This is a genomic window from Pseudomonas sp. MF7453, from assembly GCF_016405455.1.
Lineage (GTDB): Bacteria > Pseudomonadota > Gammaproteobacteria > Pseudomonadales > Pseudomonadaceae > Aquipseudomonas > Aquipseudomonas paralactis.
This window is the reverse complement of sequence record NZ_JAEKCN010000006.1, coordinates 1-23559: the sequence shown is the minus strand read 5'-3', so window position 1 is coordinate 23559 and position 23559 is coordinate 1. Positions and strand designations below refer to the sequence as shown.

Sequence of the window (23559 nt, the reverse complement as noted above, 5' to 3'; positions counted from 1 at the left end):
TGGGCCACAAACGAAAAAACTCCGTATTCCGCTCGCGCTCAGGCGATCAGAATACAGAGTTTAGGCGCCCGGCTTCAGAATGAAACCGAGCAACGGCTTAATTTACACAAGCCTTACGCCGCGGCGAACAACTGTTGGTTGATACGCACGTTGGCATCGCTCAAGGCCTTGCTGCGCACTTCATCACCGTAGGCCAGGCCTTCAGCGCGAACGATTTCAATGTTGGTGATGCCGAGGAAGCCGAACAGCAGTTTCAAGTAGCCTTCATGGGCGGCGCCAGACGCCTGGTCTGCGTGCAGACCACCGGCGGTGGACACGATAATCACCTTCTTGTTACCGCACAGGCCTTCAGGGCCGGCTTCGGTGTAGCGAAAGGTCTGGCCGGCGACCGCGATCCGGTCGATCCAGGCTTTCAGCTGGGTAGGAATGGTGAAGTTGTACATCGGCGCACCGACCACGATGGCATCGGCGGCGAGGAATTCAGCCAGCGACGATGCACTCAGTTCAGCTTCGTGCTGTTGCGCGGCATCGCGCAAGTCGGCCGCGGTGCCCAGTGCACCCAGGGTCGCGCCGGAGAAGTGGTTGATGCCTTCACTGGCCAGGTCACGGTAAGTCACTTGCACACCCGGTTCAGCGGCTTGCCATGCCTTGACCACACCGGCACTGAGTTGGCGGGAAGCGGAGTTGTCGCCGAGGATGCTGGAATCGATATGCAACAGTTTCATGGTGGATCTCCGAGGTGGGATCGACAGTGGCGATCAGATGGTGGTGATGCTACTCATGAAACCAATAGTCGATAAGCCATCTGAAATGCGATAGTTTGTCCCACTGACAGGACAATAGGCCGACCATGCAAGACCTCAACGATCTCTACTATTTCGCCAAAGTCGTCGAAGCCGGCGGTTTCGCCGCAGCGGGCCGGCTGCTGGGGATTCCCAAATCCAGGCTGTCGCGGCGCATTGCCGAGCTCGAAGAACGTCTGGGCGCACGCCTGTTGCAACGCACCACTCGGCAATTGACCCTGACCGCCGTGGGTGAGCGTTACTTGCGCCATTGCCAGGCCATGCTGTTGGAAGCGGAGATGGCCGACGAGGCCGTGGCCAGCATGTCCAGCGAGCCGCGTGGGCGCCTGCGGGTCAGCTGCCCGGTGGGCCTGGCCCAGCAGATTCTGCCGGAATTGGTGGCTGGATTTCTTGCTGCACACCCGTTAGTGCAACTGGACATGACCCTGGTCAATCGCCGCGTCGATCTGGTCGCCGAGGGCATTGACGTGGCGTTGCGCGTACGCGAACTGGGTGATGAAGACCCGTTGCTGGTGACCAAACGCCTGCGCCAGGCGCATACCGTGCTGGTCGCCAGCCCCGGCTTTATGCGTGATCGGCAGGTCGAAACCCTGGAAGACCTCAAACAACTGCCCATACTCGGCGCACTGGAGGCGGATCGCATGGTGCATCAGCGCATCATTGACCCGCAGGGTAACGCTCACGAACTGGTCATGGAGGCTCGCCTGGGCATCGAGGACTTTATCGTGCGCAAGACCAGCGCCTTGCTCGGCGTCGGCTTCACCGTACTGCCGATGATGTACTGCGAAGAAGAACTGGCCAGCGGCCGCCTGGTGCAACTGCTGCCGCAGTGGTCATTGCCAGGTGGCTGGTTGCAGGCCGTATACCCGCATCGGCGCGGCGTGCTGCCGGCCATCCGCGCGTGGATCGACTACCTTGAGGAAGGCTTCAAAGGCTGTGGAGATCGACTGTTATGAGCATGACCGAAGCACAAGTGGCCGCGTTCTGCCTGGCGCTGCCCGGTGCGCGGGAAGACTATAAATGGGGCGGCGTGCGGGTGTTCTCGATTGCCGGCAACAAGATGTTCGCCTTGCAGAACCTGCGCGGCGAGTCGCTGGCGTTCAAGGTCGACAAGGAACTATTCCTGGGCCATGTCGATCGCCCCGGCATCCACCCCGCACCGTATCTGGCGCGGGCACAGTGGATCATCATGAATACGCCCTACCCGCTGGGCGCCGACGAGCTGCGTGGTTTGTTGCAGCGCTCCCACCAACTGGTGGTGAGCAAACTGCCCAAGCGCACGCAGGTCGGTTTGTTGCTAGAGGATTGAAAGCAGCGTACCGCCGAGGAACAGCTGGTCCAGCCAAAACACCTGATGCAACAGCACAATCGTCCAGAACAACACCTGGTAAGACACCTTGCGCGTCTTGTGCCGAAACACCTGCTGGGCAATCAACGCCCCCGGCCAACCGCCTGCCAGCTCGACCGCATGCAGAATGTTTTCCGGGGTGCGCCAGCCTTCGGTCTGCGCCTTGCGCTTGTCGCTCCAGTACAGGAAAAACGCCACCACGCTGACCACGCCGTAGGCCATCAACGGGATCACCGTTTCCCCGCGATACCAAAGCAGCGCCGAGCCCAGCAGTGGCGCGGCACACAGCAGCACAAAGATCAGCGCCTTCAGGCGCGGATGCTGAATGCTCATGGCTTGACCGCGGTCCAGTCGATCCAGCCGAATTGCCAGGTCGCCAGGATGACCAGGCCAAAGGCAATCCGGTACCAGGCAAACACCGCGTAGCTGTGGCTGGCGATGAACTTGAGCAAGCCCTTGACCGCGATCATTGCGAAGATGAACGAAGTGACAAAGCCAATGGCGAACACTGGAAAGTCCGCCGGCTGGAACAAATCGCGGTACTTGTAGCCCGAGTACACCGCCGCCCCGACCATGGTCGGCATGGCCAGGAAGAACGAAAACTCGGTAGCCGTCTTGCGCGACAGGCCGAACAACAGGCCGCCGATGATCGTTGCACCTGAGCGCGAAGTGCCTGGGATCATCGCCAGGCACTGGGCCAGGCCGACCTTGAGGGCGTCTTTCCAGGTGATGTCATCCACCGTTTCAGCACGCACGGCATGTTGACGGCGCTCGGCCCACAACATGATCACACCACCGACCACCAGGGCAGTCGCTACAGTGATCGGGTTGAACAGGTAGTGCTTGATCAGGTCGGCAAAAATCACCCCCAGTACCACCGCCGGCAACACAGCGATGATCAGGTTGACAGTGAAGCGCCGGGCCTTGGGCTGGGTCGGCAGGCCGATGACCACATCGAGGATCTTGCGGCGAAACTCCCAGACCACCGCCAGGATCGCGCCCAGCTGGATAATGATATTGAAGGCTTCGAAACGCTCGCCGCCGAAATTGATCAGGTCGGCGACGATGATCTGGTGGCCGGTGCTGGAGATCGGCAGGAACTCCGTCAGCCCCTCGACGATGCCGAGAATCAATGCCTGTATGGCGGTCCAAAAATCCATGCTCTCTCCAAAGGTCATGCGCGTGGCATGCCTCTTAGTCTTTTTTAAAGTTCACTGACGACGAGCGCACTCAAGCGCCCGCAGTTGATTCTCAACGCCGGTCTGCAAAAATTCCGTGAAAAATCAGGCAGTACTCAGGTTTTTCGATTCCGGGCCGAAAGCCTATCAGACACGCCGGAAATCTCGAAGCAGCACCACAATTATAAAGAGCATGGAGTGACAGGACGATGAACAGTTTGCGCAGCATGTCGATCAGCCGCCGCCTTTGGCTGATCCTGATAGTCGCCGTGTTGATGCTGCTGGCCTTGGGGGTGCTGATGCTGAACCAAATCCACGGCGAACTTTACCAGGCCAAACGCCAGCAGACCCAGCACGTGGTGCAAACCGCCAGCGGCGTGCTCGCGTATTACCAGAACCTGGAGAAAACCGGGGTACTGACCCGCGACGCCGCGCAGCAGCAAGCCCTGAGCGCGGTGCGTGGCCTGCGTTACGATCACGATGACTATTTCTGGATCAACGACCTCACCCCCGTGATGATCATGCACGCGGCCAACCCCAAACTCGATGGCCAGAACCTCTCGGCGATTCGTGACCCGGATGGTTTCGCCGTGTTCAATGAGTTCGTGATCCTGGCCAAGGCCAAGGGCGCCGGCATCGTCAACTATCGCTGGCCGAAACCGGGCGCCGACGCACCGGTGGAAAAAACCTCCTATATCCAACTGTTCGAACCCTGGGGTTGGATTATCGGCTCCGGCGTCTATGTGGATGATGTGCAGGCCGAGTTCAAAGCCCAGGTATGGAAAGCCTCGGCGATCGGCCTGGGCATTGCGCTGATGATGGCCGTGCTGGTGGTGCTGATCGCCCGCAGTATCGTGCAGCCGTTGCAGGCGGCGGTGAATGCCATGGGCAATATTGCCAGCGGTGAAAGCGACTTGACCCGCAGCCTCGACACCCACGGCAGCGATGAGCTCACCCAACTGGCCCGCCACTTCAATGGCTTCACCGCCAAGTTGCGCCAGGTGGTCGGCCAACTGCAGGCGTGCGCGAACGCACTGGGCCAGTCATCCACCGAGTTGGGCCACAACGCCAGCCAGGCCCACGACCGCAGCCAGCAGCAATCGCAGCAGATGGAACTGGTGGCCACCGCCATCAACGAAGTCACCTACGGCGTGCAGGACGTGGCCAAGAACGCCGAGCACGCAGCCAGCGAAATGCGCGATGCCCAGGCCCAGGCGCAACAGGGCCAGGTGAATATCGACGGCAGTTTGCAGCAGATCGATCAGCTCTCCAGCACCATCAACCAGGCCGTGGAGGTGATCCGCACGCTCTCCAGCGAAAGCACGCAAATCGGCGGGGTACTGGAAGTGATCCGCTCCATCGCCGACCAGACCAACTTGCTCGCCCTCAACGCCGCCATCGAAGCCGCCCGTGCGGGTGAGCAAGGCCGTGGGTTTGCGGTGGTCGCCGATGAAGTGCGCCTGCTGGCCCAGCGCACGCAAAAATCCACCGCCGAAATCCAGGTAATGATCGAGCGCCTGCAAGGCCACTCGGAAGCGGCGGTCAAGGTCATCAGCGACAGCCACAGCGCCTCGCAACTGACCATCGAACAGGCCGGCCAGGCCGGTGCCAGCCTCACCGCTATCGGCCAGGCCCTGCACAACCTCAACGGTTTGAATGCGTCGATTGCCAGCGCCACCCTGCAACAGGCCCATGTAGTAGAAGACATCAACCAGAACGTCACCCAGGCGGCCGGGTTGTCCCACAGCACAGCGCTGGCGGCGGAGCAATCCAGCGTAGCGAGTGCGCAGTTGCGGGGCTTGAGTGAACAGCTTGACGGGCTGTTGCGTCAGTTCAGAATCTAGCACTGGGCAAATTGTAGGAGGGGGCTTGCTTAGCCTCATGTAGGAGCGAGCTTGCTCGCGAAAAACGTCAACGGTAACGCGTGCTTCCTGAGTAAGCGCGGCGCCTCTGGTTTTTTCGCGAGCAAGCTCGCTCCTACACAGGGCATGGCGCAAGCCCCCTCCCACATTTGTATTGCTGTGTTTTGAGGATCGGTGAGCTCTGGGTACAATCACCGCCCTCTCCCACTCTCCCAAGGATCCACCATGTCCGGGCTTGAACTGTTCGCCGCCGCCCTGGGGGTGATCGCTGTGTGGCTGACGGTCAAACAAAACCCTTGGTGCTGGCCCATCGGCCTGGTGATGGTGCTGCTCTATACCTGGGTGTTTTTCGACGTCAAGCTCTACTCCGACATGCTGTTACAAGTGGTCTACGCCGCCTTGCAAGTGTATGGCTGGTGGCAATGGACCCGTGCCGGCGAGGTCAAACAGGGCCGTCAGGTCACCAGCTTGCGGGCGCCTGCGATCATGGCCAGCCTGGCGGTGGGCGCGGTCGGCAGCCTGTTGCTTGGCGCCGCCATGGCCCACTGGACCGACGCCGCCCAGCCCTGGCTCGACGCGGCCCTCACCGGTTTCAGCCTAGTGGCGCAGATGTGGATGGCGCAAAAACGCGTGCAGTGCTGGGCGCTCTGGATTGTCGTTGACGTGATTTTTGTCGGCCTTTTCCTCTACAAAGGCCTCTACCTCACCGCCGCGCTCTATGCATTGTTTACCGTGATTGCCGTACAAGGCTGGCGCGAATGGCGCGCCGACCCGGCGTTGCACGCATGAAGGTGGTGGTACTGGCAGGCCCCGAATCCAGCGGCAAAAGCTGGCTGGCTGCGCAGCTGCACGCGCACTTCGGCGGGTTGATGGTGGGTGAATACGTGCGGCATTTCATCGATCACCATCAGCGTGACACGAGCCTGGCGGATATCCCCGCCATCGCCCAAGGCCAGTTAGCCTGGGAGGATGCCGCCCGCGCTCGCCACCCTGCGCTGTTGATCCTCGACACCCACCTGCTGACTAACAAACTCTGGAGCCAGACGCTGTTTGGCGACTATCCCGGCTGGCTCGATGACGAGCTGCTCGCCCGGCATTACGACCTGCACCTGCTGCTGTCCCCCGAGGACGTGGAATGGAGCGCCGACGGCCAGCGCTGCCAGCCTGAACTGGCCGATCGCCGGGCGTTTTTCCAGGCAAGCCTGGAGTGGATGCAGGAGCATCAACAGCCGGTGGTGGTGATTCGCGGGGATTGGGAGCAGCGTCGCCAGGCGGCATTTTCCGCAGTAGAGCAGTTGCTCAAGCGCTGACACACTTCCCCTGTGGGAGCGGGCTTGCCCGCGAATGCTCTGTATCAGCTAGCACATGCATAGACTGACCCACCGCTTTCGCGGGCAAGCCCGCTCCCACATTTTTTACCGTACCAGGCTTTAGTAACCCAACGACAACCCCGTATTGCGCCGTGGGTCATTGGCCCCATAGAAGCGGTTGTTACCCACTGGCTTGCCACCCAGGGAAGGCGCGCCTACCAGGATCGCCGCCAAGTGATTGGCATCTTGCGGACCTGCAAACTTATGGCCCCAGCTTTCCAGGATCTTCTTGGTGTCCGGGCTGACCGCGAACGTCTCAAGGTTGGTGGTCTCGGGCATCCATTGCTGATGGAAGCGTGGCGCGTCCACCGCTTCCTGGATATTCATCTTGTAGTCGATCACATTCAGGATGGTCAGCAAGGTCGCCGTGATGATGCGACTGCCGCCCGGCGTGCCGACCACCATCACCGCCTTGCCGTCCTTGGTGACGATGGTCGGGCTCATCGACGACAGCGGCGCCTTGCCCGGTGCGATGGCGTTGGCTTCACCCTGGACCAGGCCGTACATGTTCGGCACGCCAACCTTGACGGTGAAGTCGTCCATTTCATCGTTCAAAATCACACCGGTCTTGCTCGCCATCACCCCAGCACCGAACCAGTCATTGAGGGTGTAGGTCACCGAGACCGCGTTGCCCCATTTGTCGACGATTGAATAGTGAGTGGTGTTGTTGCCTTCATGGGGCGACACGCCCGGCTTGATCGCCTGGGAATCACCGGCCTTTTGCGGCTCGATGGCGGCACGCAGCTGGGTGGCGTAGTTCTTGTCCAGCAGATGCTCGATCGGGTTCTTCACGAAATCCGGATCGCCGAGGTAGCTGTTGCGGTCCACGTAGGCATGGCGCATCGCTTCAATCTGGTAGTGCAAGCCCTGGGCCGAGTGATAACCGAGGTCGGCCATCGGGTAGCCTTCGAGGATGTTCATAATCTGGCAGATCACCACACCGCCCGAACTGGGTGGCGGCGCCGAGACCACATGGTAGCCACGGTAATCGCACTCGATGGGCGCCAGTTCGCGGGTCTTGTACTTGTCCAGATCCGCCTGGGTGATGATGCCCTTGCCGGCCTGGCTGGAATCCACCAACGCCTTGGCCACCCAACCTTTATAGAAACCGTCGCTGCCCTTGGCGGAGATTTCCTTGAGGGTCTTGGCCAGGTCTTTCTGTACCAGCTTGTGGCCCACCTGCAAGGGTTGGCCGTTGTGCAGGAAGATCCCGCGCAAATCCTGATCTTTCTCGAATTCGCCGGTGGCCGTGTGCAACAGGTCGATATCGCCCTGCTCCAACTCGAAGCCGTTTTCCGCGAGTTTGATCGCCGGGGCAATCACCTGGGCACGCTTGAGAGTGCCGTATTTGCTCAGGGCCAATTCCATGCCGGAAACGGTGCCCGGCACGCCGACCGCCAAATGGCCTTTGGCGCTGAGGCCCTCGACCACGTTGCCGGCCTTGTCCAGATACATGTCGGCCGTGGCCGCCAATGGGGCTTTTTCGCGGAAGTCGAGGAAGGTCTTGCGCCCGTCCGCCAGTTGCACGGTCATGAAACCGCCACCCCCGAGGTTGCCCGCCGCCGGGTACACCACCGCCAGCGCGTAGCCAACGGCAACGGCTGCATCCACTGCGTTACCGCCGGCCTTGAGCACGTCCACGCCGACATGGGTGGCCAGGTGCTGGGCCGTCACCACCATGCCATTTTCACCGGCCACCGGTGCCTGGGACGCGGCTTGTACACCGTTGACCGTCAACACCAACGCGGTGGCGATCAGGGTACGGCTGAAAGGTTGGTATTTCATCCATGGCTACTCTGGTTATTGAGATGCACCAAAATAGCCCCTCCCCGATTCAATCCCCAGTGCAGTGGCGTTTTTATTACAGAACTTGTCGGTCATGGAACGGCCTGGCAAAAAAACGGCGGATAGATCCAACGTGGCAGGGAGCAAGCCCCTCCCACATTTATAACGTTAATGACGCTAGAATCAGCGCCACTTTTTCGCCGCCGCTTTGATACGAGCCTTTTTCATGAGCTTTGATTTCGACACGATCCACCCACGCCTCGGCACCGGCAGTACCAAGTGGAGCCGTTACCCGCAAGACGTTCTGCCGATGTGGATCGCCGACATGGATATCGCCGCACCGCCCGCCGTGTTGCAAGCCCTGCGCACGCGCCTCGACCAACAGATTCTGGGCTACAGCGTGGCTGGCCCGGATGTGCGCGAGGCCATCATCGCGGACCTTTGGGCCAAGTACGCCTGGCGCGTGCAACCCGAAGAACTGCTATTTCTGCCTGGCGTCGAGCCTGGATTCAACATGGCCCTGCACGCCTTCGTCCAACCCGGCCAGGCGGTGGTGCTGCAAACCCCCAACTATCGGCCGATTCGTCTGGCCCCCGGTAACTGGAACCTGCCGCGCATCGAAATGCCGTTCCAGTTGATCAACGGCGAATACGTCACACCAATGCCCGCGATGCGCCAGGCATTGAGCGGTGCCGGTGCGTTGCTGCTGAGTAACCCGCACAACCCCATCGGCAAGGTATTCCCCCGCGAAGAACTGCTGGCCGTGGCCAACGCCTGCCTTGACAGCGGCGCACTGATCATCAGCGACGAGATCCACGCCGAGCTGTGCTTCGATGGTCGTCGGCATATCCCCACCGCCAGCCTCAGCCCCGAGATTGCCCAGCGCACCATCACGCTGATGTCGGCGAGCAAGGCGTATAACGTGGCCGGTTTGAAGACCTGCTTCGCCGTGGTGCAAAACGCCGAGCTGCGCGAGCGCTTCACTAACGCGCGCTGCGGCATGGTCGACAGCGTCAGCCCCCTGGGTCTGGAAGCCACCCGCGCCGCCTACAGTCAATGCGGCGACTGGCTCGCTGCGCTGTTGCAGTACCTGCAGGCCAACCGCGACTACCTGCTCGATGCGCTAAAGACCCGCCTGCCTGGCGTGGTGATGCACGCACCGCAAGGCACCTTCCTGGCGTGGCTCGATTGCAGTGCATTTGGCCTGGATGACCCGCAACAGTTCTTCCTGGAACAGGCCAGGGTCGGCCTGAGTGCGGGGATTGAATTTGGCGATGACAGCCAACAGTTCGTGCGCCTGAACTTCGGTTGCCCAAGGGCGATGCTGGAGGAAGGTATACAGCGCATGGAACGTGCCTTGCGCCAGCGCTGACTTGCCCAGCGAAACATTCGTGGGAGGGGTAAGCAATCCCCTCCCACATTATTCATTCACAACTTGGCGATGGACACTTCCGTCGACTTAACAAAGGCAATGACTTCACTGCCCACCTTCAATTCCAGGTCACGTACCGAGCGCGTCGTAATCACCGAAGTCACAATGCCGGACGCCGTCTGCACGTCGATTTCCGACACCACTTCCCCCAGCAGAATTTCCTTGATGACGCCTTTGAACTGGTTGCGCACGTTGATCGCTTTGATGGTCATGTCGGCTTTCCTTTTGGCTGTTGGGTCAATCCGCACGAATGCGCAGGCCCCCAAAATGCGCTTCGCGAGATAACATTAAAAGGAATAAATAACTATTTATCTATTCCTTTAGGATATATTAGAGAAATAACCTTCCATGCCCACCTGACCGGCGCCTCAGGTTTGACAGCGACTTATGACCGCACATCTTGTGCGTTGACCAACCTTGTTACACACCATATAGTGTGCCCACAAACAAAACAGACCACTACATAGTGTGCAGAACCGGTATATACCGACCACACTCAGCGCAGTATTTCAATGCCTGGTAGCCTGCAAATCGCACATTTTTTGGACGGGTTGAACACCGTCAGAACAGATCAGAAGGGAGTATTTCAATGCTGAGTTGGGATGAAGTCGACAACGAAGACACCGGTGCAGCGGTGATCAAAGGCGCCAACGCCGGCCATGCAAGCGAAGCCAACATGGACCGTCTCGACGGTGCCGGCGCCGCTGCTGCCCTGGAGGCGCGCAACGTGACTGCCAACGACTCCGCCGCGATCATTCGCGCCAAGGCTGCCCTGGACAAACTCGACGTCGCCGAAGGCCTCGCCGAGCTGGAAGGCGCCTCCGCCCGCGTCGCCGTTGACGAAAAGCGCATGATCAACTGCCGCGCCGACCTCAACCAACTCGTGCCCTTCAAGTACGACTGGGCCTGGCAAAAATACCTCGACGGCTGCGCCAACCACTGGATGCCGCAAGAGGTCAACATGACCGCCGACATCGCGCTGTGGAAAAACCCTGAAGGCCTGACCGACGACGAACGTCGCATCGTCATGCGCAACCTGGGCTTCTTCTCCACCGCCGACTCCCTGGTTGCCAACAACCTGGTGCTGGCCGTGTACCGCCTGATCACCAACCCGGAGTGCCGCCAGTACATCCTGCGCCAGGCCTTCGAAGAGGCGATCCACACCCACGCCTACCAGTACTGCATCGAATCGTTAGCCATGGATGAAGGCGAGATCTTCAACATGTACCACGAGATTCCATCGGTCGCCAAAAAGGCCGCCTGGGGCCTGAAGTACACCCGCTCGATCTCCGATCCGAAGTTCGAAACCGGCACCGTTGAAACCGACAAGGAACTGCTGCGCAACCTGGTCGCCTACTACTGCGTGCTGGAAGGCATCTTCTTCTACTGCGGCTTCACCCAGATCCTGTCCATGGGCCGTCGCAACAAAATGACCGGCGTGGCTGAGCAGTTCCAGTACATCCTGCGCGATGAGTCGATGCACCTGAACTTTGGTATCGATGTGATCAACCAGATCAAAATCGAAAACCCGCACCTGTGGGACGCCGAGATGAAGGAAGAAGCGACCCAGATGATCCTGCAGGGTACGCAGCTGGAGATTGAATACGCTCGCGACACCATGCCGCGTGGGGTGTTGGGCATGAATGCGGCGATGATGGAGGATTACCTCAAGTTCATCGCTAACCGTCGTCTGTCGCAGATCGGCTTGAAGGAAGAGTATCCAGGGACGACTAACCCGTTCCCGTGGATGAGCGAGATCATGGATTTGAAGAAAGAGAAAAACTTCTTCGAAACCCGTGTGATCGAGTACCAGACCGGCGGCGCGCTGAGCTGGGACTGACGTAACCCTGTAGGAGCGAGCTTGCTCGCGAAGATCTCAAGAGCGCCGCGTTCATTCAGCATGATCGCGTTATCGTTGACGTTCTTCGCGAGCAAGCTCGCTCCTACAGTCAACGGTTTCAGTTCGACACCTGCTCCAGGAAAATCAACTGCAACGGCTCGCTGAGCAAAGTATCCGCCGTGGCGGCAAAGCGCTGGAAGTATGGCGTAGCAAAATGCTCATCCAGTGCCGCCTGGTTCTTGAACGCCTCGCGCATATAGAACGTTCCGGGCTCATCACGCCGCTCGAACAACACGTAATCCAGATTGCCAGGTTCGGCTCGTGTCGGTTCGATCAGGCTCAATAAGCCGGCTTTGAGAGCGTGCTGTTGGCCAGGCTTGGCCTTGAGTACGGCGAGGGATACCAGGGGTTTGTGCATGGCGATGTCTCTTTGAGTGGGTTGACTGGAACAGCCGGCAACAGCGGTGAACATCACGGCATACAGCCAGGGTTTGATCGGAGTTCTCATGGGTGTCGCTCGCAATGGATTGAAGCCATCGTTGCCCACTTGGCGACAAAGAAACACCGACTAAACACGCTTACACTTTCTTCAAAGGCTTGAAAATGCCGCACTCCATCAAGACCCCTTGCGTCGGCCTGTGCTCCACCGTCTACGGTGACCTGATCTGCCGGGGCTGCAAGCGCTATCACCACGAAGTGATCCAATGGAATGGCTATAACGCCGAGGAAAAACAGGCGGTGTGGCTGCGTCTGGAGCAATTGCTGGTGCAGGTGATGGCCAGCAAGCTGGAAGTTTTTGACGCGCACTGCCTGCGACAGCAGTTGGAGGCGCGCAAGATTCGTTTTATGCCGCACCAGTCGCCATATTGTTGGGCATACCAGTTGATCGCACGGGGGGCGCGGGTGATTTCCAGGCTGGATGCCTATGGGTTGGCGCTGTTGCCGGAGTTTCGTGAGCGCCACCTGGCGGATTTGCGCGATGCGATAGACCGGGAGTTTTTTCTACTGTCCGAGGCGCATTACGAGCGCTATATCGCCCCGGTTTTCTTGAAAGAGTCATTCGGCCCGGCGCTGATTGCCACGCGCTAACTGACGCCCCACGATCCAAATGGGCAGTCTCGGGTAGATAAGCGTCGACTATCAGGCCGTCATCGCAGCATGGGTATCTACACAACTTTTGTAGCCACCGCCGACGGTAACCACGATGCGAAGCGAGCCGCTCTTGCTCTTGCTCTGCTTTTGATCTTGATCTTAGGCGCCCCGTCAAACCACGCTGGCCGGAATTCGACAGGGATTTGGGGGGTAAACCGGCAGGGATGCCGGTTTAGCCGCCCCGCGCCATGGATGGCGCGTGGCGGCGGCCCCCCAAATCCATGGCGGATTACGGGCACACCGAGCCTAAGCGAGGTGCCGAGTGGTGGGGCAAGAGCGCTTTGGTTACTTTCGCGCTTTTCGAAAGTGACCCGCCGTAAGGGCGGAACCCATAGCAGCCGTGACCCAAATAACGGATATGTACTCGATCAAAGTCCAGCATCCCGGTCGGCTCTTAGGCCGCCATCGGGAGCAACCCCCCTCCCACAGGTCCGGCGTCGCACCAAAGAGCTGTGTAGATACCTATGGTCATCACAAGCAAGCCAGTTCCCACCCAATTGTGTTTAAAATGCCGCCCGCCCGATGACTGACGCACAACGATGAACCCAGACGCACTCGCTACCCTGCATGCCCACTTGCTGACCGCCCTGGCTGACGCGCCGGCGGAAACCCGGCGCCTGTTCCATGGCCGTGGCCGTTGCTGGCCGGGCCTGGAACAACTGACGGTGGACTGGCTGCAAGGGGTGGTGCTGGTGGCCTTGTTCAAGGAAACCGAGCAACTGCAAGCCCTCAAGCAGACGCTGCTGCACATCGATTGGGCCGCTTTCGGCGTGCGCACTGTGGCCCTGCAACACCGCTACCTGCCGCAAAGCACCACCGAATGGCTGGTGGGCGATGCCATCGATGAGCTGAACATCACCGAGGGCGGCCTGCGCTACCTGATCGACCTGGGCAAAAAGCAGAACAGTGGGCTGTTCCTCGACATGCGTTACGGGCGTAACTGGGTACGCGAACAGGCTCGGGGCCAGCGCGTGCTGAATTTGTTTGCCTATACCTGTGGCTTTTCGGTAGCCGCCATCGAAGGCGGCGCCGACCATGTGGTGAACCTGGACATGGCCCGGGGAGCCCTCAGCCGTGGCCGCGACAACCATCGCCTGAACGGGCATGACCTGGGTAAAGTCACTTTTTTGGGCCACGACCTGTTCAAGTCCTGGGCCAAGGTCACCAACAGCGGCCCATACGATCTGGTGATCATCGACCCGCCGTCGTTCCAGAAAGGCAGCTTCCTTTTGACCAAGGACTACCAGCGCGTGCTGCGCCGCTTGCCGGACTTGCTCACCACCCAGGGTACGGTGCTGGCGTGCATGAACGATCCAGCCTTCGGCGAAGACTTCCTGATCGACGGCGTGACCCGCGAAGCACCGGGCCTGCGCTTTGTGCAGCGCCTGGACAACCCGCCGGAATTTCCCGATGTTGATGCGCAAAGCGGGTTAAAGGCCCTGGTGTTCCGTCAGGGTTGATGCCGAATCGTCCTACGCTTGCTACGCTAACGCAGACACCGGGCGGTGAACCTTATCCCCCCCTTCCCGGTCGATACCTGCATTCCCCGGCCAGACTCGACGGCGCTAAGTTGTCGGCTGCCCCGTTTGACCTTTTGGAGAACCGCCCGTGATATCGACCCTGCATGTAGCCAGACTCAAAGCCTGGGGCGCCCACGGCTTTACCGCCACCGGTGTGGTACTGGCCTTTCTGGCCACCCTGGCGCTGCTGGAAAACTCCCCCAAGGCGTGCCTGCTGTGGCTGGGCCTGGCGCTGGTGGTGGATGGCGTCGATGGTTCGCTGGCGCGACGGCTGAATGTCAGCACGGTATTGCCCAGCTTTGACGGCTCGGTTCTGGACCTGGTGATCGATTACCTCACCTATGTGTTTATCCCCGCGCTGTTTATCTACCGCTATATCGACCTGCCGGAATTCACTCACCTGTTTACGGTGTCGGTGATTCTGGTGTCTTCGCTGTTCTGCTTTTGCAATGTGAACATGAAGAGCAAGGACAACTACTTCGTGGGCTTCCCCGCCGCCTGGAACGTGGTCGCCCTGTGCGTCTACATCATCCAGCCGGATGCCTGGGTGACGTTGCTGACCGTGATCGGCCTGGCCTTGCTGACCGTGACACCGATGAAGTTTTTGCACCCTTTCCGGGTCAAGCGCTTCATGCCGATCAATATTGCGGTGACTACGATCTGGTTACTGTGCAGCTTTTTGATGGTGGTGGACTATCCCAACACCAACCCGTGGACGTTCGGATTGTGGTCGCTGATGTCGGCGTATTTCCTGGGCATTTGCATCTGGCGTACGGCGCTGGAGTGGCTGGGAACCCACAAATAGCCAAACGGGTACAGCTTGCCCGAATGCCTGTAGGAGCGAGCTTGCTCGCGAAAAACATCAACGATAACGCGTGGTTCCTGAATAAACGCGGCGCCTATGGGTTTTTCGCGAGCAAGCTCGCTCCTACAGGCGCTAGCGCCCGCCGCCTCCACACTTGGTTCTGCGTGCATTCGGCAGGTAAGATGGCGGCCTTCGCATAGCGCACCTCCAACAATAAGCCCTGCCCATGCCCTTCGAACTCAGCGTTGACCTCACCACCCTGGCCGTCCTTGCCGTCGTTGCCTTTATCGCCGGTTTCATCGACGCCATCGCCGGCGGCGGCGGGTTGTTGACCACGCCGGCCCTGCTCACCGCCGGGATGCCGCCGCACCTGGTACTGGGCACCAACAAACTCAGCTCCACCTTCGGCTCGGCCACCGCCAGTTTCACCTTTTACCGGCGCAAGCTGTTCCACCCACGCCAATGGGTGCATGCCATCGTCGGTACATTGATTGGCGCGCTGACCGGTGCCGTGGTCGCCCACTACCTGCCCGCCGAAACCCTGAACAAGATGCTGCCGGTGATCGTCTTTGCCTGCGGGGTGTACCTGTTGTTCGGCGGTACGCCAAAGGCGCCGGTGGATGCCGAGGCGCCGATCAAGAAGAAGTGGCAAGCCACCCAGGGTTTTGGCCTGGGCTTTTACGACGGCGTGGCCGGGCCTGGCACCGGTGCCTTCTGGACCGTCAGCACCATGCTGCTGCACCCCATCGACCTGGTGAAGGCCAGCGGCGTAGCGCGCAGCATGAACTTCGTCAGCAATGCGGCGGCGCTGACGGTGTTTATCATCAATGGCTCGGTAGACTGGATCGTCGGGCTGGCGATGGGCGTGTCAGTGATGTGTGGCGCGTTCTTTGGCGCACGCAGCGCAATCAGCGGCGGCGCCAAATTCATTCGCCCGGTGTTTATCACCGTGGTGCTGGGCCTGACCGTACGCCTAGCCTGGCAGCACTGGTTCAGCGTGGCCTAAGCGGCGGGCCACATAGAGATCGATCAGGTAACGCGCAATCGAACGTGACGCTGGCAACGGCGGCAGTTCGTGGATGTTGAACCACTGCGCATCCTCGATCTCGTCGGCCTGGGGCACGATGTCGCCACCGGCATACTCGGCGTGGAACCCCAGCATCATCGAATGGGGGAACGGCCAGCACTGGCTGCCCATGTACTGGATATTCTTCACTTCAATCTGCACTTCCTCGCGCACTTCGCGGATCAGGCAGTCTTCGGCCGATTCACCAGGTTCGGCAAAGCCGGCCAAGGTGCTGTAGACCCCCGTGACGAAGCGTGGCGAGCGCGCCAGCAGAATCTCGTCGCCACGGGTTACCAGCACGATCATGCTCGGCGAAATCCGTGGGTAGCTGCGCAGGTCGCAGGGTGCGCAGTGCATCGCCCGCTCCCGCGGGACCTGAACCATGGCCTGGCCGCAACTGCCGCAAAAGCGATGCTCACGCGCCCAGGTACCGATCTGCGCGGCGTAGCCCAGCACTCGGTAGAGGGTGTGATCGCCCTGTAGCATGAAACCGCGCAGCCCCTGCCAACTGCACTCCGGCACGTCGACAGCACTGTCGAGTTCCAGTAAGTACACCGGCTCACCATCGAGGTGACCGATGCCGTGTTCAGCAAACACCGGCAGGTCCTGGCGTTTAAGCCACGCCCGAGGGAACAGAGGACCGTTGGCGTCGTGCAAAAAGCCCTCACGGCTGCGGGCCACGGCCCAGCCGCCGACGGCGTCGTTGTCCAGCAGCGTTGTGGTAATCCAGCCTGGGGTCATATCAATCAATCCACGAATTCGGGTTTCTGCTTGCTCATATGGGCCGCAATGGCCACGCGCAAGTCGTTGGATTGCAACATAGCCGAGTTCCAGGTGGCAACGTATTCCAGGCCATCATTGACTGTGTGGTCACGCATGTAGCTGATCATGGCTTTGGTACCGGTCACGGCGATCGGCGACTTGGCGGCGATTTCATGGGCAATTTCCATAACGCCGGCCAGCAGGCTGTCCTGATCGGCATACACACGATTGACCAGGCCGATGCTGCGTGCTTCTTCAGCGCCGAACTGGCGACCGGTGTAGGCCAGCTCACGCAACATCCCGTCGCCGATGATGCGCGGCAGGCGCTGCAGGGTACCCACGTCGGCGGCCATGCCGATGTCGATTTCCTTGATCGAGAACTGCGCGCCCTCGGCCGCGTAGCGCATATCGCAGGCGCTGATCAGGTCGATCGCCCCGCCAATGCAATAGCCCTGGATTGCCGCAAGTACCGGCTTGCGGCAATTGTCGACCGCATTGAACGAGGCTTGCAGCTCAAGGATCTTGCGCCTCAACAAGCGTGCATTGCGCCCCACATCCTTGCTGAACTCATTGGCTATCGAGGCCAGCATCATCAGGTCGATACCCGAGGAGAAATGATTGCCCGCACCACTGAGCACCACGGCGCGCACGGCATCGGTGTCGTCGATCCACTGGAAGATGTCGATGATTTCGGTCCAGAACGCCGCGTTCATGGCGTTGATCTTTTCCGGACGGTTGATCTGCACATGGGCAACGTTGCCGCTCAGTTCGACGACAAAGGCTTGGTATTCGGACATGGCAGTGATCCCTGACTGGCGATTAAGAAAGGCCAGACTATATCAAGGGTGCGCCACGGCGCATCGGCCAAAAGCGGGACTGGCCACGGTGAGGGAAAAGCCGCTGGATAAAACCCGGTGCACAGGCCATCCTTTGCGCTTTAAGCCGCCCTGTCAGCGGCGCTCGACGTTTTAAGGATATGCCATGCACACCCAACCCCTCGCTCCCGCCGATTTCGACTTCATTGACGCCACCTTGCTCAAATACGGCGAAGACCATTCGGTGCTGAACATGGCCGAACTGGACGGTTATTTCACCGCCCTGGTTTCCAGCCCGGCCAAGGTAGACGTGGCCGAGTGGTTCCCGGCGATCTGGGGTGGGCAAAACCCTGAATGGGACAATATGGACGAGGCCCAGGCTTTTCTCGAACTGTGTGTACGCCATATGAATACCCTGGCCGCGCAATTGGCCACTGACTCCCAGGCATTCAAAGCCCGTTTCGATGAAACCGACCATCGAGACCAGGCGGTGACGCTGGCTGAAGAATGGTGTTTTGGTTACGTGCGCGGCGTGACGATTGGCAACTGGCCGCAACTGCCTGCTGAACAAGCCGAGCAATTGGAGAAAATCACCGGGTGCGCCGAACAGGACAATTTCGAGCTGCCGGCGGACCTGGATGTAAACGCCCATCAACAGCAGGTCAGCGAAATCGAACCGGCTGCGCGGGCGCTGCATGACTACTGGCTGAGCCAGCGGTAAGGCGGGCTTGCCCTTGTAGGAGCGAGCTTGCTCGCGAAAAACTTACAGGCGCCGCGTTCATTCAGCAAATACGTGTTTTCGTTAACGTATTTCGCGAGCAAGCTCGCTCCTACATTTGAATCGGAGCACATGCCAGAAAATTCACGCAGATCACCTGCTCGCTCGACAAGCATGGCGTGTTTGCCTGATTATTCGGGTCCGCACGTCGGCCACTCCACGCCACCTCGCCTTGACCAGGAGCCTTGTACCTTGAGTTCGCAAAAAACCGTGACCGTTACACCGCCCAACTTTCCTCTCAATGGCAAGGTCGCGCCCCCCGGCTCCAAATCCATTACCAACCGTGCCCTGTTGCTGGCGGCATTGGCCAAGGGCACCAGCCGCTTGAGCGGCGCGTTAAAGAGCGATGACACTCGCCACATGTCGGTAGCCCTGCGTCAGATGGGGGTGAGTATCGATGAGCCAGACGACACCACCTTCGTCGTCACCAGCCAGGGCTCGCTGCAATTGCCGGCCCAACCGCTGTTCCTCGGTAACGCCGGGACCGCCATGCGCTTTCTCACCGCCGCCGTGGCCACGGTGCAAGGCAGCGTGGTACTGGACGGTGACGAGTACATGCAAAAACGCCCGATTGGCCCGCTGCTGGTCGCTCTCGGCCAAAACGGAATTCAGGTCGACAGCCCCACCGGCTGCCCACCCGTGACCGTGCATGGCACGGGCAAGGTACACGCCAAGCGCTTCGAGATTGATGGCGGCTTGTCCAGCCAGTATGTATCGGCCCTGCTGATGCTCGCCGCCTGTGGCGAGGCGCCGATTGATGTGGCGCTGACCGGCAAGGACATTGGCGCCCGTGGCTACGTGGACCTGACCCTGGATTGCATGCGCGCCTTTGGCGCCCAGGTTGAAGCCGTGAACGACACCACCTGGCGCGTGGCCCCGACCGGCTACACCGCCCATGATTACCTGATCGAACCCGACGCCTCCGCCGCCACTTACCTGTGGGCTGCCGAAGTGCTGACCGGTGGCCGTATCGACATCGGTGTGGCGGCCCGGGATTTCACCCAGCCGGACGCCCAGGCCCAGGCCGTGATCGCCCAGTTCCCGAACATGCAGGCCACGGTGGTCGGTTCGCAAATGCAGGATGCCATCCCGACCCTGGCGGTGCTTGCCGCGTTCAACAACACCCCGGTGCGTTTCACTGAACTGGCGAACCTGCGCGTCAAGGAATGTGACCGCGTACAGGCCCTGCACGACGGCCTCAATGAGATCCGCCCGGGCCTGGCGACCATCGAGGGCGACGACCTGCTGGTGGCGAGCGACCCAGCTCTGGCCGGCACTGCGTGCACTGCCTTGATCGACACCCACGCCGACCACCGCATCGCCATGTGCTTTGCCCTGGCCGGGCTGAAAGTCTCGGGAATTCGCATCCAGGACCCGGACTGCGTGGCCAAGACTTACCCTGACTACTGGAAAGCCTTGGCCAGCCTGGGCGTTCAATTGAACGGCTGACACACAAACCTGTAGGCGCGAGCTTGCTCGCGCCTACAACTGAACCTCGCCGGGAGCGTCAATGACCATTCGACAACCCTGCCCACCCGGCGCCTGTGTGTGTGAGCGTGACCAACTGCTGGAGGCACACGGCGCGGACCTGCGTATCCTCCAGTTGACGCGACAGCAGGAGAAAATCCTCCTAGAGCGCCTTGAAAACCTCAAGAGCCTGCAAGACCTGGAACACATGCAGCAGCGAATGTACGAGCAATTGGGCATCCGCGTGCATATTGCGCCGGGGCATACCGAGGTCAAGAGTATGCGCGGGATCCAGATCGTGATTGACGAGCTGCCGGGCATGTGTCGCAAGACCCGTCAATCGATCCCGACGGCGATCCGCCGCGGCCTGGAGAAACGCCCCGAGATTGCCTATCGCTTGCTCGATGCCCACGACCTGTTTCGCGACACCTGAATCAACCCGCAACCGTCTCGCGCTCGAATATCCCCTGCCCTACAGCTCTGGCCGTTTGCAAATGCGCCTGAGCGCCCCCGCTTTCCGAGTCCAGCAACAGCTTGGATGTCAGCACCTGCGCCCCGCAGTAATCAAAGATGCCGTAGTCGATCTGGGTGTGCATGGCCTTGGCATAACCGTGTCGATCGAAGGCGCTGTCATCTGCGGCACCGAGGGCCAGCAGGTGAACCTGCAAATGACGCAGTTTTTTCACGACCGGTGTGTCGGGGCCGTACTCAATCGCCCAGCCGTTAACGAACACGCGATCCACCCAGCCTTTGAGCAGCGCAGGCATCGACCACCAATAGATCGGGAAGGCTATCACCAGCGCGTCGGCGCGCTCGATACGGGCCTTTTCGGCCAGCACATCGGCCGGCGGGGTTGCATGAGCGCGGTGCACCCGATGGTCGGCAGCGGTGTAACGTGGGTCGAACCCTTCGGCGGCAAGGTCGGCAATTTCGAAGGTATGGCCGGCGGCGGTCAAACCGGCGCCCACTTGAGCCGCTACGCCATGGGTGAGCGATTGCCGGTCGTGATGAGCAACTACGATCAATGCGTGCATGACTTTTTCTCCGGTCGGGATTAAGCTACTTTTAGTAAGTTACGCCCATTAAGTTACTTTTGGTATATAGGCATGTCAAGCAACGAATCCCCTGCCCCACGTCGGCGTTTATCCCGAGAGGATCGTCTGCGCCAGCTACTCGACGTGGCCTGGCAACTGGTCCGTGAGGAAGGCACCGACGCCCTGACCCTTGGTCGTCTGGCGGAACTGGCGGGTGTGACCAAGCCGGTGGTTTACGATCACTTCACCACGCGTGCGGGATTGCTCGCCGCGTTGTATGCCGATTTCGATGCGCGCCAGGACCAAGTGTTTACCGATAACATCGAAACCAGCCAGGCGACGTTGGAAGACCGCGCCTGGGTGATCGCCTCGGGGTATATCGATTGCGTGCTGTTGCAGGGCCGGGAGATCCCTGGGGTGATTGCTGCGCTCAGCGGTTCGCCGGAGCTGGAAGCGCTCAAGCGTGAATATGAAGGGATCTTCCTGGAAAAATGCCACAACGCCCTGTCACTGTTCGCCGCAGGGGGCAGCGTTTCCAGGGCTGGCTTGCGCGCCATGCTCGGCGCGGCGGAAGCCTTGTCTCATGCCGCAGCCACTGGCGAGATCAGCCGCGAGGAGGCCCAGCAGGAATTGCTGGCGACCATCCTGGGCATGGTCAAGCGGGTCAAATCGTCGGAAAACGCTCCTGAATGAACAGCTGGACCTTGCGCGTCAATTGATCCAGATGCCGGTCACGCTGTTTTTCGGCGTCCACCATGGCGCACTTGCCGTGCTTCTGCAGCAGGTAAGTGTGGATCTGGCGCACTTCCAGCGAGCGATAAATCGCTGCCACATCCAACACGCCCATCAAGCCATCGGTGCCATAGTCCCGAGTGTTCATCAGCACTTGGGTGCCACGTGCGCCGCGCACTTGAAACCCCATGGCCTCGAATACCGGGACTTTCTCCACCGCGCAGGCCAGCTCGGCGTGGGGGTAGCGCGCCAGCACCTCGCCCAGCATTTTCGTCGCCACACCCTGGCGACGAAAGCCGGCCTGCACCGCCATAAAGGCAATGCCACAGGCTTGAGGATCGTCCTTGACCGGTAGATACAGGCAAAAGCCAACAACGGTTTCGTCGCGCATCGCCACAACCAGCTCGACGGCAATGCCCTTTTCGCCATTCAAGGCTTCAAGGTACAGGTGCACCTCAAAACCGATGGCGTACTGGTAGATGTTGTAGAGCAAGTTGCTGGGTGCCAGCGCGACGCTGCTGATGTCGGTGAGGTTGTCCACCACCATCTGCAGGATCTGGCTATTGACCGGTTCGGGGCACGGCGTGGTGTAACGGGTAAGGCTGAACATGCAAATTCCTGGAGTTTCGCGTCAAGGCAGCGGCGATTGTACCCGTTGCGGGCCGCTCATGGCCCGCACACCTCACGCAAACAAGCGCGCAGCCAACGATGTGCCAGGTCGGCATCCTGACGGGGGTGCCACAGCATCGCCACGGTGAAGGTGGGTACCGTGACCGGCAATTCGAAGCAATGTAGCCCCTGAGCCGATGCGCTGATGTAACGCTGCGGCACGCTGGCGATCAGGTCGGTGTCGCGCGCCAGGGCGATGGCGGTGTTGAAGCCGGCGACCACGGTGCTGATCTGTCGAACCAGACCTTGAGCTTCAAGTGCAGCGTCGATCTGGCCGCGCTCCTGCCCACGCCGCGACACGTAAACGTGCTGTCCCTGGGCAAACCGTGCGGCGCTGATCGGGCCGTGGCTCAGGGCATGGCCAGCGCGGACCACGCCTACCAGGCGGTCACGAAACAGCGCCTGGGTCAGCAGCTCGGGGCTGGCACCGGCATCGACCACGCCGATGTCCAGGTCGACGCTACCTTGACGCAACAGCACGCTGTCTTTGTCGCTTTTATTGACGAAACGCAAGCGCACGTCAGGCGCCTCCCGTGCGATACGCGCCAGCAAGGCCGGGCCGAAGCGTTCGACAAACTCTTCGCTGGTGCGCAGGGTAAAGGTGCGCAGCACCTCGGCCATGTTCAGGTCGTGAGCCGGACGCAGCACGGCGTGGGCATCCTGGACCAGTTGGCTGACCTGCTCGCGCAACTGCAGCGCCCGTGGCGTCGGCACCAGGCCACGACCGGCGCGTACCAGCAACGGGTCACCGGTGGCCGCCCGCAAGCGCGCCAGGGCCCGACTCATGGCCGAAGGGCTCAAGCGCAGCCGCTGGGCGGCACGGGCGACGCTGCCTTCGGCGAGTAAAACGTCCAGGGTAATCAGCAGATTGAAGTCGGTCATGCAGGCTCCGCTTGCCTCGTGTGTGAGGGGGCTTGCCCTCGATGGCGGCCTAAGAGCCGGCCAGGATGTTGGGCTTTGATCGAGTACATATCCGTTATTTGGGTAACGGCTGCTATGGGTTCCGCTTTTACAGCCAGCCCTTTCAAGGTCTTTTCGTCTTGGCAGCCTTGATTATCCGGTCCGTTGAAACATGCGCATTCACCGCGGTGCCTTTAACCCATGTTTTGGGCTTGGGTACCTTGGGGCCACGGGGGCTTTT

26 protein-coding genes are annotated in these 23559 nt (G+C 60.4%); 15 read left to right on the top strand and 11 right to left on the bottom strand.

All coding sequences use genetic code 11. The features are described from left to right. Window positions 1–113 precede the first annotated feature (113 nt). A complete protein-coding gene (locus JFT63_RS11065) occupies window positions 114–725 on the bottom strand; it encodes an FMN-dependent NADH-azoreductase (RefSeq protein WP_057702966.1) in 612 nt (203 codons plus the stop codon). A gap of 125 nt (window positions 726–850) precedes the next feature. Between JFT63_RS11065 and JFT63_RS11060 the strand changes: the two genes are divergently transcribed. Next, entirely contained in the window at window positions 851–1759 is a 909-nt protein-coding gene (locus JFT63_RS11060) for a LysR substrate-binding domain-containing protein (RefSeq protein ID WP_057702965.1), read from the top strand. Continuing rightward, window positions 1756–2112, top strand: a complete 357-nt coding sequence (locus tag JFT63_RS11055; RefSeq protein WP_186562888.1) for an MmcQ/YjbR family DNA-binding protein — start codon at window positions 1756–1758, stop codon at window positions 2110–2112. Before JFT63_RS11060 ends, JFT63_RS11055 begins: the two co-directional genes overlap by 4 nt. On the opposite strand, the gene JFT63_RS11050 is transcribed toward JFT63_RS11055, so the two are convergent. Then, window positions 2101–2484: a DUF1294 domain-containing protein gene (locus tag JFT63_RS11050; protein ID WP_198843935.1), complete on the bottom strand. Its 384-nt coding sequence runs from the start codon at window positions 2482–2484 to the stop codon at window positions 2101–2103. The two genes, JFT63_RS11055 and JFT63_RS11050, sit on opposite strands and share 12 nt — an antisense overlap. Continuing rightward, window positions 2481–3311, bottom strand: a complete 831-nt coding sequence (locus JFT63_RS11045; protein ID WP_057702963.1) for an undecaprenyl-diphosphate phosphatase — start codon at window positions 3309–3311, stop codon at window positions 2481–2483. Before JFT63_RS11045 ends, JFT63_RS11050 begins: the two co-directional genes overlap by 4 nt. Before the next feature lie 227 nt (window positions 3312–3538). Between JFT63_RS11045 and JFT63_RS11040 the strand changes: the two genes are divergently transcribed. From JFT63_RS11040 to JFT63_RS11030, 3 genes are all read left to right on the top strand, one after another. Further along, on the top strand, window positions 3539–5173 hold the full coding sequence (locus tag JFT63_RS11040; RefSeq protein WP_057702962.1) for a methyl-accepting chemotaxis protein: 1635 nt from the start codon (window positions 3539–3541) through the stop codon (window positions 5171–5173). A 243-nt stretch (window positions 5174–5416) separates the two neighbouring features. After that, window positions 5417–5980 carry a nicotinamide riboside transporter PnuC gene (gene pnuC, locus JFT63_RS11035; RefSeq protein ID WP_186562884.1) on the top strand — a complete coding sequence of 188 codons (564 nt, stop codon included), beginning with the start codon at window positions 5417–5419 and terminating at the stop codon, window positions 5978–5980. Next, entirely contained in the window at window positions 5977–6501 is a 525-nt protein-coding gene (locus JFT63_RS11030) for an AAA family ATPase (RefSeq protein WP_198844056.1), read from the top strand. Before pnuC ends, JFT63_RS11030 begins: the two co-directional genes overlap by 4 nt. A gap of 120 nt (window positions 6502–6621) precedes the next feature. Here JFT63_RS11030 and ggt read toward each other — a convergent pair whose 3' ends face one another. Next, window positions 6622–8346 (bottom strand): gamma-glutamyltransferase, encoded by a 1725-nt coding sequence (ggt, locus tag JFT63_RS11025; protein WP_198843934.1) that lies wholly within the window; start codon window positions 8344–8346, stop codon window positions 6622–6624. A gap of 226 nt (window positions 8347–8572) precedes the next feature. Here ggt and JFT63_RS11020 point away from each other — a divergent pair, with 226 nt between their 5' ends. Further along, a complete protein-coding gene (locus tag JFT63_RS11020; protein WP_198843933.1) occupies window positions 8573–9718 on the top strand; it encodes a MalY/PatB family protein in 1146 nt (381 codons plus the stop codon). A gap of 56 nt (window positions 9719–9774) precedes the next feature. Here the strand turns inward: JFT63_RS11020 and JFT63_RS11015 are convergent, their stop codons facing one another. Next, window positions 9775–9990: a TOBE domain-containing protein gene (locus JFT63_RS11015; RefSeq protein ID WP_003173733.1), complete on the bottom strand. Its 216-nt coding sequence runs from the start codon at window positions 9988–9990 to the stop codon at window positions 9775–9777. Between the two features lie 377 nt (window positions 9991–10367). On the opposite strand from JFT63_RS11015, the gene JFT63_RS11010 reads away from it, so the two are divergent. Continuing rightward, the gene (locus JFT63_RS11010; RefSeq protein WP_076955315.1) at window positions 10368–11618 is read left to right on the top strand and encodes a ribonucleotide-diphosphate reductase subunit beta; all 1251 of its coding nucleotides are present in this window, start codon (window positions 10368–10370) and stop codon (window positions 11616–11618) included. 118 nt (window positions 11619–11736) lie between these two features. Here the strand turns inward: JFT63_RS11010 and JFT63_RS11005 are convergent, their stop codons facing one another. Next, window positions 11737–12036: a putative quinol monooxygenase gene (locus JFT63_RS11005; protein WP_057702956.1), complete on the bottom strand. Its 300-nt coding sequence runs from the start codon at window positions 12034–12036 to the stop codon at window positions 11737–11739. 185 nt (window positions 12037–12221) lie between these two features. Between JFT63_RS11005 and JFT63_RS11000 the strand changes: the two genes are divergently transcribed. The 4 genes from JFT63_RS11000 to JFT63_RS10985 all read left to right on the top strand — a co-directional run bounded on the left by JFT63_RS11000 (window position 12222) and on the right by JFT63_RS10985 (window position 16101). Continuing rightward, complete coding sequence (locus JFT63_RS11000; RefSeq protein ID WP_057702955.1) at window positions 12222–12707, top strand: DUF1289 domain-containing protein; 486 nt, start codon at window positions 12222–12224, stop codon at window positions 12705–12707. Window positions 12708–13309: 602 nt separating this feature from the next. Next, a complete protein-coding gene (locus JFT63_RS10995; protein WP_198843932.1) occupies window positions 13310–14230 on the top strand; it encodes a class I SAM-dependent methyltransferase in 921 nt (306 codons plus the stop codon). A gap of 148 nt (window positions 14231–14378) precedes the next feature. Then, window positions 14379–15095 carry a phosphatidylcholine synthase gene (pcsA, locus tag JFT63_RS10990; RefSeq protein WP_057702953.1) on the top strand — a complete coding sequence of 239 codons (717 nt, stop codon included), beginning with the start codon at window positions 14379–14381 and terminating at the stop codon, window positions 15093–15095. 226 nt (window positions 15096–15321) lie between these two features. Then, window positions 15322–16101: a TSUP family transporter gene (locus JFT63_RS10985; RefSeq protein WP_198707687.1), complete on the top strand. Its 780-nt coding sequence runs from the start codon at window positions 15322–15324 to the stop codon at window positions 16099–16101. On the opposite strand, the gene nudC is transcribed toward JFT63_RS10985, so the two are convergent. Both nudC and JFT63_RS10975 read right to left on the bottom strand, forming a co-directional pair. After that, window positions 16069–16902 (bottom strand): NAD(+) diphosphatase, encoded by an 834-nt coding sequence (nudC, locus tag JFT63_RS10980; protein WP_057702951.1) that lies wholly within the window; start codon window positions 16900–16902, stop codon window positions 16069–16071. The genes JFT63_RS10985 and nudC overlap by 33 nt on opposite strands. A gap of 5 nt (window positions 16903–16907) precedes the next feature. Further along, the gene (locus JFT63_RS10975; RefSeq protein WP_198707685.1) at window positions 16908–17720 is read right to left on the bottom strand and encodes a crotonase/enoyl-CoA hydratase family protein; all 813 of its coding nucleotides are present in this window, start codon (window positions 17718–17720) and stop codon (window positions 16908–16910) included. A gap of 184 nt (window positions 17721–17904) precedes the next feature. Here JFT63_RS10975 and JFT63_RS10970 point away from each other — a divergent pair, with 184 nt between their 5' ends. The 3 genes from JFT63_RS10970 to JFT63_RS10960 all read left to right on the top strand — a co-directional run bounded on the left by JFT63_RS10970 (window position 17905) and on the right by JFT63_RS10960 (window position 20416). After that, window positions 17905–18459: a UPF0149 family protein gene (locus JFT63_RS10970; RefSeq protein WP_198707684.1), complete on the top strand. Its 555-nt coding sequence runs from the start codon at window positions 17905–17907 to the stop codon at window positions 18457–18459. Between the two features lie 249 nt (window positions 18460–18708). After that, entirely contained in the window at window positions 18709–19965 is a 1257-nt protein-coding gene (gene aroA, locus JFT63_RS10965; RefSeq protein WP_198843931.1) for a 3-phosphoshikimate 1-carboxyvinyltransferase, read from the top strand. Window positions 19966–20026: 61 nt separating this feature from the next. After that, window positions 20027–20416, top strand: a complete 390-nt coding sequence (locus JFT63_RS10960; protein ID WP_198707682.1) for a hypothetical protein — start codon at window positions 20027–20029, stop codon at window positions 20414–20416. Between the two features lies 1 nt (window position 20417). On the opposite strand, the gene JFT63_RS10955 is transcribed toward JFT63_RS10960, so the two are convergent. After that, window positions 20418–21017, bottom strand: a complete 600-nt coding sequence (locus JFT63_RS10955) for an NAD(P)H-dependent oxidoreductase (protein ID WP_198843930.1) — start codon at window positions 21015–21017, stop codon at window positions 20418–20420. 72 nt (window positions 21018–21089) lie between these two features. On the opposite strand from JFT63_RS10955, the gene JFT63_RS10950 reads away from it, so the two are divergent. Continuing rightward, complete coding sequence (locus JFT63_RS10950; protein WP_198843929.1) at window positions 21090–21710, top strand: TetR/AcrR family transcriptional regulator; 621 nt, start codon at window positions 21090–21092, stop codon at window positions 21708–21710. Here JFT63_RS10950 and JFT63_RS10945 read toward each other — a convergent pair. Beyond that, window positions 21682–22359: a GNAT family N-acetyltransferase gene (locus JFT63_RS10945; RefSeq protein WP_198843928.1), complete on the bottom strand. Its 678-nt coding sequence runs from the start codon at window positions 22357–22359 to the stop codon at window positions 21682–21684. The genes JFT63_RS10950 and JFT63_RS10945 overlap by 29 nt on opposite strands. A 56-nt stretch (window positions 22360–22415) precedes the next feature. Continuing rightward, window positions 22416–23300, bottom strand: a complete 885-nt coding sequence (locus JFT63_RS10940; protein ID WP_198843927.1) for a LysR family transcriptional regulator — start codon at window positions 23298–23300, stop codon at window positions 22416–22418. Window positions 23301–23559: the final 259 nt, after the last annotated feature.

Bases quoted from the DNA above. Each gene is read 5' to 3' on its own strand.
- JFT63_RS10945 (WP_198843928.1), bottom strand. From the start codon at position 22,359: ATGTTCAGCCTTACCCGTTACACCACGCCGTGCCCCGAACCGGTCAAT.
- JFT63_RS10985 (WP_198707687.1), top strand. From the start codon at position 15,322: ATGCCCTTCGAACTCAGCGTTGACCTCACCACCCTGGCCGTCCTTGCC.
- JFT63_RS10960 (WP_198707682.1), top strand. From the start codon at position 20,027: ATGACCATTCGACAACCCTGCCCACCCGGCGCCTGTGTGTGTGAGCGT.
- JFT63_RS11015 (WP_003173733.1), bottom strand. From the start codon at position 9,990: ATGACCATCAAAGCGATCAACGTGCGCAACCAGTTCAAAGGCGTCATC.
- JFT63_RS11000 (WP_057702955.1), top strand. From the start codon at position 12,222: ATGCCGCACTCCATCAAGACCCCTTGCGTCGGCCTGTGCTCCACCGTC.
- JFT63_RS10970 (WP_198707684.1), top strand. From the start codon at position 17,905: ATGCACACCCAACCCCTCGCTCCCGCCGATTTCGACTTCATTGACGCC.
- JFT63_RS11065 (WP_057702966.1), bottom strand. From the start codon at position 725: ATGAAACTGTTGCATATCGATTCCAGCATCCTCGGCGACAACTCCGCT.
- JFT63_RS10950 (WP_198843929.1), top strand. From the start codon at position 21,090: ATGTCAAGCAACGAATCCCCTGCCCCACGTCGGCGTTTATCCCGAGAG.
- nudC (WP_057702951.1), bottom strand. From the start codon at position 16,902: ATGACCCCAGGCTGGATTACCACAACGCTGCTGGACAACGACGCCGTC.
- JFT63_RS10955 (WP_198843930.1), bottom strand. From the start codon at position 21,017: ATGCACGCATTGATCGTAGTTGCTCATCACGACCGGCAATCGCTCACC.
- JFT63_RS11060 (WP_057702965.1), top strand. From the start codon at position 851: ATGCAAGACCTCAACGATCTCTACTATTTCGCCAAAGTCGTCGAAGCC.
- JFT63_RS11010 (WP_076955315.1), top strand. From the start codon at position 10,368: ATGCTGAGTTGGGATGAAGTCGACAACGAAGACACCGGTGCAGCGGTG.
- JFT63_RS11045 (WP_057702963.1), bottom strand. From the start codon at position 3,311: ATGGATTTTTGGACCGCCATACAGGCATTGATTCTCGGCATCGTCGAG.
- JFT63_RS10940 (WP_198843927.1), bottom strand. From the start codon at position 23,300: ATGACCGACTTCAATCTGCTGATTACCCTGGACGTTTTACTCGCCGAA.
- pnuC (WP_186562884.1), top strand. From the start codon at position 5,417: ATGTCCGGGCTTGAACTGTTCGCCGCCGCCCTGGGGGTGATCGCTGTG.
- JFT63_RS11005 (WP_057702956.1), bottom strand. From the start codon at position 12,036: ATGCACAAACCCCTGGTATCCCTCGCCGTACTCAAGGCCAAGCCTGGC.
- JFT63_RS10995 (WP_198843932.1), top strand. From the start codon at position 13,310: ATGAACCCAGACGCACTCGCTACCCTGCATGCCCACTTGCTGACCGCC.
- JFT63_RS11030 (WP_198844056.1), top strand. From the start codon at position 5,977: ATGAAGGTGGTGGTACTGGCAGGCCCCGAATCCAGCGGCAAAAGCTGG.
- JFT63_RS11055 (WP_186562888.1), top strand. From the start codon at position 1,756: ATGAGCATGACCGAAGCACAAGTGGCCGCGTTCTGCCTGGCGCTGCCC.
- JFT63_RS11020 (WP_198843933.1), top strand. From the start codon at position 8,573: ATGAGCTTTGATTTCGACACGATCCACCCACGCCTCGGCACCGGCAGT.
- JFT63_RS10975 (WP_198707685.1), bottom strand. From the start codon at position 17,720: ATGTCCGAATACCAAGCCTTTGTCGTCGAACTGAGCGGCAACGTTGCC.
- JFT63_RS11050 (WP_198843935.1), bottom strand. From the start codon at position 2,484: ATGAGCATTCAGCATCCGCGCCTGAAGGCGCTGATCTTTGTGCTGCTG.
- ggt (WP_198843934.1), bottom strand. From the start codon at position 8,346: ATGAAATACCAACCTTTCAGCCGTACCCTGATCGCCACCGCGTTGGTG.
- JFT63_RS11040 (WP_057702962.1), top strand. From the start codon at position 3,539: ATGAACAGTTTGCGCAGCATGTCGATCAGCCGCCGCCTTTGGCTGATC.